We start from the raw sequence: 9,142 nt of genomic DNA, 5'->3' as shown, positions 1-9,142 counted from the left end.
CCATATAAAAAACCAGGCAATTGTAGTTTATCCAGACTCATAATTAGATTTACCTTTCTTTTTTTCGTTTCTTTGCAACAAATTTAATGATATGGTGGCATCCGCTGATTTTAATATTACCAGGGCAGAAACGAGCAAGTTACAATCGATGACTTTGGAAAATATTCCTTTTGGAAAATATTTTACAGATCACATGCTCGAAGTGGATTATGAGGAGGGAGAATGGAAAACCGTAGAAATTAAACCTTATCAACCTTTGTTGCTTTCACCTTCGCTGGCAGCGCTGCATTATGGCCAGGCAATATTTGAAGGCATAAAAGCTTATAAGAATATGCAGGGTGAAGTGAATATTTTCCGTCCATTCGAGAATTTTAGACGTTTCAATAATTCTGCTGAAAGAATGGAGATGCCCAAAATTACCGAGGAGATCTTTATAGAAGGAATGAAGGAACTGATCAAGCTTGATGCAAATTGGATTCCAAACAAGCCTGATCATTCTTTATATATAAGACCATTTATGTTTAGCACAGATGAAATGATTGGTGTAAGGCCTTCCGGCAAGTATAAGTTCATGATTATACTGAGCCCAACCGGGCCTTATTATGCCAGCCCCATGCGTATTTATGTGGAAGAAAAATATGTAAGGGCTGTTGAGGGGGGTGTGGGCTTTGCGAAGAACGCAGGCAATTATGGAGCGGCAATGCATCCAACTGCAGAGGCAAAAAGGAAAGGTTACGACCAGGTTCTTTGGATGGACGCCTTTGAACATAAATATGTGCAGGAATGTGGAACTATGAATATCTTTTTTATTATTGGCAATAAAGCTATTACACCGGATTTGGGTTCAGGAACGATTTTATCCGGCGTAACCCGGGAAAGCGTAATTCAGCTTTTGCAAGATCGGGGCCTGATAGTGGAGGAGAGAGCTTTAAGTATTGAGGAAATTGTTTCAGCATATAAAGAGAAAAACCTTTTGGAGGTATTTGGCACCGGCACTGCTGCTACAATCTCCATGATTAAGGAATTGAAGTATAAAGACTTTATCATGAATTTTGACGTAGAGAAATGGGAAATATCTCCTGCAATAAAAACCCGCCTTGGTGCCATTAAAGAAGGCAGAGAAGATGACAAATATAACTGGTTAGTTAAAATATAAGCTATACCGAAATCCGCATCGGGTTAAGTTCTATGTAAGCTTCAAATAATTTTGGAAGTTCACAAACCGAAGCTTACCTTTGCCGTCCAAAAAAATTAAGGTAAAAAGTAATGCCTACAATACAACAATTAGTAAGAAAAGGAAGAACAATTATCAGGTCCAAAAGCAAATCAAGGGCTCTTGATAGTTGTCCTCAGCGTCGCGGCGTATGTACAAGAGTATATACCACTACTCCAAAGAAGCCGAATTCAGCTTTACGCAAAGTAGCCAAAGTAAGACTTACTAATAAGATTGAGGTTATTGCCTATATACCCGGAGAAGGCCATAACCTGCAGGAGCACTCAATTGTTTTGATACGTGGCGGCAGGGTGAAAGATTTACCAGGCGTACGTTACCATATTGTCAGGGGAAGTCTTGATACTGCCGGCGTAAAAGACCGTAAGCAAAGCCGTTCCAAATATGGCACTAAGAAAGAAAAAGCAAAAAAATAATTCCGAAAAATAATTTATAAATAATATCAATGCGTAAAGCACAAGCCAAAAAATTACCTCTTGCACCTGATCCTAAATTCCAGGACAAATTGGTTACCAGATTTGTAAATAATTTAATGTGGCAGGGTAAGAAAAGTGGTGCATATAATATCTTTTATGATGCGCTTGAAAAGGTTTCAAAAATATCTGGCGAAGATGGATACGAGGTTTGGAAAAAGGCCCTGGCGAATGTTACACCCGGTGTAGAAGTAAAAAGTCGTCGTATTGGTGGGGCTACTTTTCAAATTCCTGCGGAGGTTCGCCCGGATAGAAAAACGTCATTGAGCATTAAATGGCTGATTAAATACAGCAGAGATAGAAACGGAAGAAGTATGTCAGAAAAGTTGGCCAACGAAATTGTTGCTGCAAGTAAAGGTGAAGGAGCTGCGTTTAAAAAGAAGGAAGATACGCATCGCATGGCTGATGCGAACAAGGCGTTTGCGCACTTCAGAATTTAATTACTTTGCGATCAAATAGTTCTTATACCCTTTCAACCTGAAAGGGTTTTTTATATTAAAAGCACCATAATATCTCAGTTACGTCACTTATTGTAACCATAATTTTTGTAACTTTGCGCCTCCAAAAAGTTTTATAAAATAAATACTCATAACAATTAAATAAAAGGCAATGGCCGATTTAAGATTTCAAAGAAACTTTGGTATTGCAGCTCATATCGATGCTGGCAAAACCACCACTACAGAAAGAATTCTGTATTATACCGGCGTTAACCATAAAATAGGTGAAGTGCATGATGGCGCTGCAACTATGGACTGGATGGCACAGGAGCAGGAAAGAGGTATAACCATCACTTCGGCAGCAACTACATGCTTTTGGAATTTTCCAACAGTACAAGGGGTAAAAACGCCAGATACCAAATTATACAAGTTCAACATTATCGATACGCCAGGGCACGTTGATTTTACTGTAGAAGTAGAACGCTCATTAAGAGTTCTCGATGGCTTGCTTGCATTATTTTGCGCAGTAAGTGGTGTTGAACCCCAGAGTGAGACTGTTTGGCGCCAGGCCAATCGTTATAAAGTTCCCCGGATTGGATTCGTAAATAAAATGGACCGTGCCGGTGCAGATTTTTTAAATGTTGTAAAACAGGTGAAGGAAATGCTGGGTGCTAAAGCAGTTCCATTGCAACTACCCATCGGTGCCGAAGATAACTTTAAAGGTGTAGTAGATCTTATTACGATGCAAGGAATTATATGGGATGATGCTACACAGGGAATGACCTATAAAGTTGTGCCGATTCCGGAGGATATGATAGAAGAGGTGAATGAATGGAGGCAACACCTAATTGAAGCAGTGGCAGATTACGATGAAAAATTATTAGAGAAATTTTTCGATGATCCCAATACAATTACTGAAGCAGAAATTCATGAAGCGATTCGTAAAGCCACGATAGACATTTCCATTATACCGATGATGTGTGGTTCATCGTTCAAAAATAAGGGTGTACAGACCGCGCTGGATGCTATTGTCAGGTACCTTCCGGGCCCCATGGATCTTGAAGCAGTAAAGGGCATTAATCCCGATACCGGCGATGAAATTGAACGCAAACCAGATCCCAAAGCACCATTTGCTGCATTAGCGTTTAAGATAATGACAGATCCTTTTGTGGGCCGTCTTGCGTTCTTTAGAGCTTACTCTGGTCACCTTGATTCAGGTTCTTATGTATTGAATACGAGGACAGGAAAGAAGGAGAGGATTTCAAGAATTATGCAAATGCATGCAAATAAACAAAATCCCGTGGATTTTATTGAGGCGGGTGATATTGGCGCTGCGGTTGGATTTAAAGATATAAAAACAGGGGATACACTTTGTAATGAAGATCATCCAATTGTGCTGGAAGCGATGACTTTTCCGGAGCCTGTTATTTCTGTTGCAGTAGAACCCAAAACCCAGGCTGATGTGGATAAAATGGGACTGGCTATTTCCAAGCTCGTTGAGGAAGATCCCACATTAAGAGTGAAAACTGATGAGGAAACGGGCCAGACTATTTTAAGTGGAATGGGAGAGCTTCACCTGGAAATTATTGTGGATAGAATGAAGCGTGAATTTAAAGTTGAAATAAACCAGGGCGCTCCGCAGGTGGCATACAAAGAAGCATTTAAGCAAACCATCGAACATCGTGAAGTGCTTAAAAAGCAAACGGGTGGACGTGGTAAATTTGCTGATATTGTTTTTGAAATTGGCCCTGCCGATGAAGAATTTTTGAAAGAAGGAAAAGGTAATTTCCAGTTTATAAACGGTCTTTTCGGAGGTTCAATTCCCAAAGAATTTGTACCTGCTATTCAAAAGGGTTTTGAGACAGCGATGACGACGGGTGTATTGGCAGGCTACCCAATGGAAAGCATGAAAGTAAGGGTATTTGATGGTTCATTTCACCAGGTCGATTCCGATGCTATGTCATTTGAACTCTGTGCCAAACAAGGTTATCGCGAATCCGGAAGGAAAGCAAAGCCTGTTTTACTGGAGCCAATCATGAAGATTGAGGTTCTTACTCCAGATCAATATATGGGAGATGTAACCGGAGATCTTAACCGCCGCAGGGGAATGTTGGAAGGAATGGACAGCAAGCATGGTGTGCAGGTTATTAAGGCAAAAGTTCCTCTGAGTGAAATGTTCGGATATGTGACCCAATTGAGATCATTATCAAGTGGGCGGGCCACTTCTACAATGGAATTCAGCCATTATTCACCCGCTCCTAATAACATTGCTGAAGAAGTAATGGCAAAACAGAAAGGAAAGGTAAAAATAGAGGACTAGAAACGACGATACCACCCATCATAGTAAGTTAATTTAGTATAGAAATACAAAAGCCCTGTTCGAAAGAACGGGGCTTACTGTTTTAATACCGTGTAAAAACGCAAAAAAAACGATGTTTTCACTGTATGGTTTATTCTAACACTACACCATCTTTGTGAAAGAAATGATGATCATTACCAGGGTTAAAGAAAAATGATTCATTGCTAGCAATTTCAAAATATGAATCCGTTAAAATGAACCCTTCAATATAATTGGCAATGAAGATATTTAATTTTTAAATGGGGTGGTTTTTCAATTAGAGTTCAGAGTGCCCTTCGGGGCATTTTGAATTTAAAGGCATTGAGGTAACCCTAGCGCGATTTGTTTTTGAAATCTCCCCTTTTCCATGCCTTTATAAATTCGGCCCACGCAAGAGGATTGAAGATATTTTGTGGAGGAAGCTGCCCTGCAGAATAATATTTTTGAGCATTTTGTTTGAGGTAATAATTGGTCGCTTCACGACCATCTCTCGGGTAAGCAGCCATTAAAGCCCGAAGGTTTTTTTCAGAAAGATTTTGCCGAGCTATTTCCTGGTCATCATCAGGTACCTTCGTAGTTACAAAATCCCGCTCAAACTCTTCACGCGTTGGCCGCTTGGTGATAATAGTAACAGGAAGGTAGACCGTATCCTCTACCATCAATTGTATCACGCTTTGCTGATTGCCGTCCAGATTTCTAGGAATCGTATACAACTTAGGTTTGTAACCCACACTCGTAAATTCTATAACGTCCCCTCTAAGTACCGGAATCGAAAAAACCCCTTGCTCGCTTGAAATTGTTCCCTGGTTTCGGCCCTTTACCATAATACTTACTGAAGGTAATGCCTTCAAACTATCAGCCGTCATTACAACCCCATACAATTGTACAACAGAATCTTTATACGTTTCAAACTGGGCCTTGGCAACCACAGGAAAAAGAAATAATAGAAATAAAAAGTATAGTAAAATTTTTTTCATGTAGTTGTATCTGATACTACGAATTTAAGGACAGTTTGGTTGTATAAAAAAACAAAGTAAGGGTATCAATGTTTAAATTTGCAAATAGAAAGTGTTTTTAACAAAAAATTGAACGATGACTGAATCTGATATACTAAGTGCGTTGAGCAATGTGCAGGAGCCTGACCTTAAAAATGACCTCGTTACGTTAAAGATGGTTAGTGACATTAAAGTTAGTGGTAACGAAGTTTCCTTTAACGTGGAGCTCACTACGCCTGCATGCCCGCTTAAAGATAAAATAAAAACTGATTGTGTGAGGGCTATAAGATTAATTAATGAAGATGCTAAGGTAGATGTCAATTTTACGAGCAAAACGACTTCCCTAAGGACCGATAAAAAAGATATTTTAAAGGGAGTTAAGAATATAATTGCAGTAGTTAGTGGAAAGGGAGGCGTAGGCAAGAGCACTATTGCATCTAATCTTGCGCTGGCAATTGCAGAAAGCGGAGCAAAAGTGGGTCTAATGGATGCTGATATTTATGGGCCAAGCGTACATATTATGTTTGGAGTAAGAGGCGAGCGCCCGGTAATGCAGGATGTGGACGGAAAAGGTATGATTGTTCCTTTGGAACGTTATGGAATAAAATTAATGAGTATCGGGTTGCTGGTTGATGAAAAGCAAGCGGTGGTATGGCGCGGCCCTATGGTTAGCAGTGCCATCAGGCAATTCGTTTCTGATGTAGATTGGGGCGACCTGGATTATTTAATAATCGATATGCCACCGGGAACTGGTGACATTCATTTAACCATTGTACAAACGGTTCCTGTTACTGGTGTAATTGTGGTTACCACTCCTCAATTGGTTGCATTGGCTGATGCAAAAAAAGGTATCGCAATGTTTAGCCAGGCTGGCTTGAAAGTGCCTGTGATAGGCCTTGTAGAGAATATGAGCTATTTTACTCCAAGAGAGCTACCGGGTAATAAATATTATATCTTCGGTAAAGAAGGCGGTAAGGAACTTGCCAGTGAATTTGACATTCCTTTCCTTGGTGAGATCCCATTGGTGCAATCCATTCGGGAAGGGGGCGATGCCGGTATTCCTGTAATGGTAAGTGATGATGACATTTCCAAAAGCGCATTTATCGAATTTAGTGATAATGCGATACGGGGAATTGCCATGAGAAATGCGCAATTGCCCGCCACCGAAGTAAGTGCAGTTTTGTAATAAATTTCTAAATTTTTCTGCTATAAAAATTAATCGTGTCGCCAGCATATTCCTGTTGGTTATCCAACTGAAAGTCTTTCATCTCCGGCGCTGCAATTCCATTTTCTATTATTAATTCTTTATTGGCTATTACTCTTGCTTCGTCCCACAAACCACTAGCAATAAATCTTTGCAGGGTATTTGAACCACCTTCTACCATTACACTTTGGATATTCATTTCAAAAAGTGACTGAAGTATTTGATCAATAAAATTTTCTTTTTCAACTTTTATATAAACCAGGTTATCCTCGGTCGAATTCTTTTTCAAATTGTAAATTAATGTCTTAGAATCTCCGTTAAATATTTTTAATGAAGAAGGAAGGTTTAGATTTTTATCAATAACAATTCTTATGGCATTTTTCCCATTCCATAATCTTGTCGTTAATAAAGGATCATCCTGCAAGGCTGTTGTGGTTCCAACTAAAATTGACGCCTCTTCACTTCTCCATTTATGCACTATGCGATTGGAAAAATCATTGCTGATTTGAATTCTCTTTTCTACGGTACCGATTTTACTATTAGCAGATTGCGCCCACTTTAGAATTATGTAAGGCCTGAATTGGTTATGAAAAGTGAAAAATCTTATATTAAGCTGCGTGCATTCTTTTTCTAAAATCCCAACAGCAACCTCCACTCCTGCATTTTGTAACTTCTGTATTCCTGTTCCCGCTACTTCCTTGTAAATATCCTCACAACCAATAACAACTTTTTTTATTTTGTTTTTAATTATCAGATCAGCGCATGGTGGTGTTTTGCCATAATGGGAGCAGGGCTCGAGTGATACATACAAAGTACTTTTTTCAAGCAGGTTTTTATGTTGCTCACTGATACTGTTTATGCAATTTACTTCCGCATGTGCCTCACCATATTTTTGATGATAGCCTTCACCAATAATTTCATCTTCATAAACCAATACAGCACCCACCATAGGATTAGGTGCCACATTCCCTGCGCCCAGTTCCGCAAGTTGCAAACACCTGCTCATATAATGTTCATCTCTTGTCAAAATATTAGTATTGCTTCACAAAATAATTAAGTTTGCTTTAATGACAACGGAACAATGTTATAATGATTTTCTCAAGAAGCTTACATCTATTTATGATAACAGGGAAGCGGCCAATATTACTGATTGGGTATTTGAATATTCAACAGGGTTAAAACGATGGGAAAGGACCAGCAAAAAAAATGTTGCATTAAGCGAAGACACTATTCAAAAATTGGAGAAATACATTTATGAACTATTGCAACATAAGCCGGTGCAATATGTTTTGCACGAGGCATGGTTTTATAAAATGAAATTTTATGTAGATGAGCATGTTCTAATTCCGAGGCCTGAAACGGAAGAACTTGTGGAGTGGGTTGTTGGAGATGTACGAAGGTCGATGTACGATGTACAAAATGACGAAGTCAAAATATTGGATGTAGGTACGGGAAGCGGCTGTATTCCTGTTTCAATTAAAAAAGAATTAATGCATGCCAATGTAATTGCGATTGATATAAGCGCTGATGCATTGCAGGTTGCCCGCAAAAATGCAAACACTTTTAAAACAAAAATAGATTTTCTTCAGCTTGATTTTTTAAATGAAGAGCGATGGAAGTTACTCGGCGTCTATGATGTAATCGTTAGTAATCCGCCTTACATTCCGGTAAATGAAAAAGACAAATTAGCCAGGAATGTAATTGCCTTTGAACCTGGCATTGCATTATTTGTTGACGATAATAGTCCTTTCCTGTTTTACAATAAAATTGCCCATTTTGCACAATCACATTTAAGCACTGGTGGAAATATTTTTGTAGAAATTCATGAGGACTTTTCTAAACAGGTACAGGAAATCTTTTTGAGCTACGACTTTAAAACAGAAGTTAGAAAAGATATATACGGAAAGGAAAGAATGCTAAAAGCAACTTTCCTGAAATCAAATTAAGTTTATGAATTACACCAGTTAATTATTTTGCGCTGCTAACCGATGCGGAAGTTGTAGCACCAAGTTTTTTAGCCACCTGCATTACTCTCACGATATCACCCCAGCTTACCAGGGAATCAGCATTGATCACCACCGCTGGTTTGATACTATCGCCAATGCGTAGTTGCTTTTTCAAATCAGATTCCAGCGAATCAAAAAGAATTTTTTGCTGCCCGAGATAGATATCCCTGTTCTTGTTAATGCTCACAATCACACTTTGTTTGGCCTTAGTTTCACTCGTTGCCCTGGGATTATTCATTTTAATAACATTGGGATTTGCCAATGTAGAAATGATGAGGAAGAAAAACATGAGAATGAATAAAATGTCGTTCAAAGGACCTGTATCCAGTTCCGTATCTTCATTTTTATATCGTTTTCGTATACTCACGTTCAATTATTAATTTACAAAAAGTGATTTTCTTACCGGGTGGGTTCCTGTAAAATATCGGTGAATTCTGCCGTAGCTATTTCCATTTTAT

9 protein-coding genes are annotated in these 9,142 nt (G+C 38.9%); 6 read left to right on the top strand and 3 right to left on the bottom strand.

What is annotated here, in order from left to right; translation table 11 throughout:
* Nucleotides 1-91 precede the first annotated feature (91 nt).
* The 4 genes from ACO1O5_RS22270 to fusA all read left to right on the top strand — a co-directional run bounded on the left by ACO1O5_RS22270 (nt 92) and on the right by fusA (nt 4,461).
* A complete protein-coding gene (locus tag ACO1O5_RS22270) occupies nt 92-1,156 on the top strand; it encodes a branched-chain amino acid aminotransferase (RefSeq protein WP_486274229.1) in 1,065 nt (354 codons plus the stop codon).
* 110 nt (nt 1,157-1,266) lie between these two features.
* On the top strand, nt 1,267-1,647 hold the full coding sequence (rpsL, locus tag ACO1O5_RS22265; protein ID WP_486274227.1) for a 30S ribosomal protein S12: 381 nt from the start codon (nt 1,267-1,269) through the stop codon (nt 1,645-1,647).
* Nucleotides 1,648-1,676: 29 nt separating this feature from the next.
* Nucleotides 1,677-2,144 carry a 30S ribosomal protein S7 gene (gene rpsG / locus ACO1O5_RS22260; protein WP_486274225.1) on the top strand — a complete coding sequence of 156 codons (468 nt, stop codon included), beginning with the start codon at nt 1,677-1,679 and terminating at the stop codon, nt 2,142-2,144.
* Nucleotides 2,145-2,313: 169 nt separating this feature from the next.
* A complete protein-coding gene (fusA, locus tag ACO1O5_RS22255; protein ID WP_486274223.1) occupies nt 2,314-4,461 on the top strand; it encodes an elongation factor G in 2,148 nt (715 codons plus the stop codon).
* 350 nt (nt 4,462-4,811) lie between these two features.
* On the opposite strand, the gene ACO1O5_RS22250 is transcribed toward fusA, so the two are convergent.
* Nucleotides 4,812-5,456, bottom strand: a complete 645-nt coding sequence (locus ACO1O5_RS22250; protein ID WP_486274222.1) for a carboxypeptidase-like regulatory domain-containing protein — start codon at nt 5,454-5,456, stop codon at nt 4,812-4,814.
* A 115-nt stretch (nt 5,457-5,571) separates the two neighbouring features.
* Here ACO1O5_RS22250 and ACO1O5_RS22245 point away from each other — a divergent pair, with 115 nt between their 5' ends.
* The gene (locus ACO1O5_RS22245; protein ID WP_486274220.1) at nt 5,572-6,660 is read left to right on the top strand and encodes an Mrp/NBP35 family ATP-binding protein; all 1,089 of its coding nucleotides are present in this window, start codon (nt 5,572-5,574) and stop codon (nt 6,658-6,660) included.
* Between the two features lie 7 nt (nt 6,661-6,667).
* On the opposite strand, the gene ribD is transcribed toward ACO1O5_RS22245, so the two are convergent.
* Nucleotides 6,668-7,705 (bottom strand): bifunctional diaminohydroxyphosphoribosylaminopyrimidine deaminase/5-amino-6-(5-phosphoribosylamino)uracil reductase RibD, encoded by a 1,038-nt coding sequence (gene ribD / locus ACO1O5_RS22240; protein WP_486274218.1) that lies wholly within the window; start codon nt 7,703-7,705, stop codon nt 6,668-6,670.
* 40 nt (nt 7,706-7,745) lie between these two features.
* Between ribD and prmC the strand changes: the two genes are divergently transcribed.
* Nucleotides 7,746-8,624: a peptide chain release factor N(5)-glutamine methyltransferase gene (prmC, locus tag ACO1O5_RS22235; RefSeq protein WP_486274216.1), complete on the top strand. Its 879-nt coding sequence runs from the start codon at nt 7,746-7,748 to the stop codon at nt 8,622-8,624.
* A gap of 22 nt (nt 8,625-8,646) precedes the next feature.
* Here prmC and ACO1O5_RS22230 read toward each other — a convergent pair whose 3' ends face one another.
* Nucleotides 8,647-9,051, bottom strand: a complete 405-nt coding sequence (locus ACO1O5_RS22230; RefSeq protein ID WP_486274214.1) for an ExbD/TolR family protein — start codon at nt 9,049-9,051, stop codon at nt 8,647-8,649.
* Nucleotides 9,052-9,142: the final 91 nt, after the last annotated feature.

The sequence above is a fragment of the Ginsengibacter sp. genome, assembly GCF_057362405.1.
Note: the sequence above shows the minus strand (reverse complement) of the source record. Positions and strands in the feature narration are given on the sequence as shown.

What these genes read in the sequence shown, in the direction of transcription:
- ACO1O5_RS22270 (WP_486274229.1), top strand. Translation starts at nt 92, where the DNA reads ATGGTGGCATCCGCTGATTTTAATATTACCAGGGCAGAAACGAGCAAG.
- rpsL (WP_486274227.1), top strand. Translation starts at nt 1,267, where the DNA reads ATGCCTACAATACAACAATTAGTAAGAAAAGGAAGAACAATTATCAGG.
- rpsG (WP_486274225.1), top strand. Translation starts at nt 1,677, where the DNA reads ATGCGTAAAGCACAAGCCAAAAAATTACCTCTTGCACCTGATCCTAAA.
- fusA (WP_486274223.1), top strand. Translation starts at nt 2,314, where the DNA reads ATGGCCGATTTAAGATTTCAAAGAAACTTTGGTATTGCAGCTCATATC.
- ACO1O5_RS22250 (WP_486274222.1), bottom strand. Translation starts at nt 5,456, where the DNA reads ATGAAAAAAATTTTACTATACTTTTTATTTCTATTATTTCTTTTTCCT.
- ACO1O5_RS22245 (WP_486274220.1), top strand. Translation starts at nt 5,572, where the DNA reads ATGACTGAATCTGATATACTAAGTGCGTTGAGCAATGTGCAGGAGCCT.
- prmC (WP_486274216.1), top strand. Translation starts at nt 7,746, where the DNA reads ATGACAACGGAACAATGTTATAATGATTTTCTCAAGAAGCTTACATCT.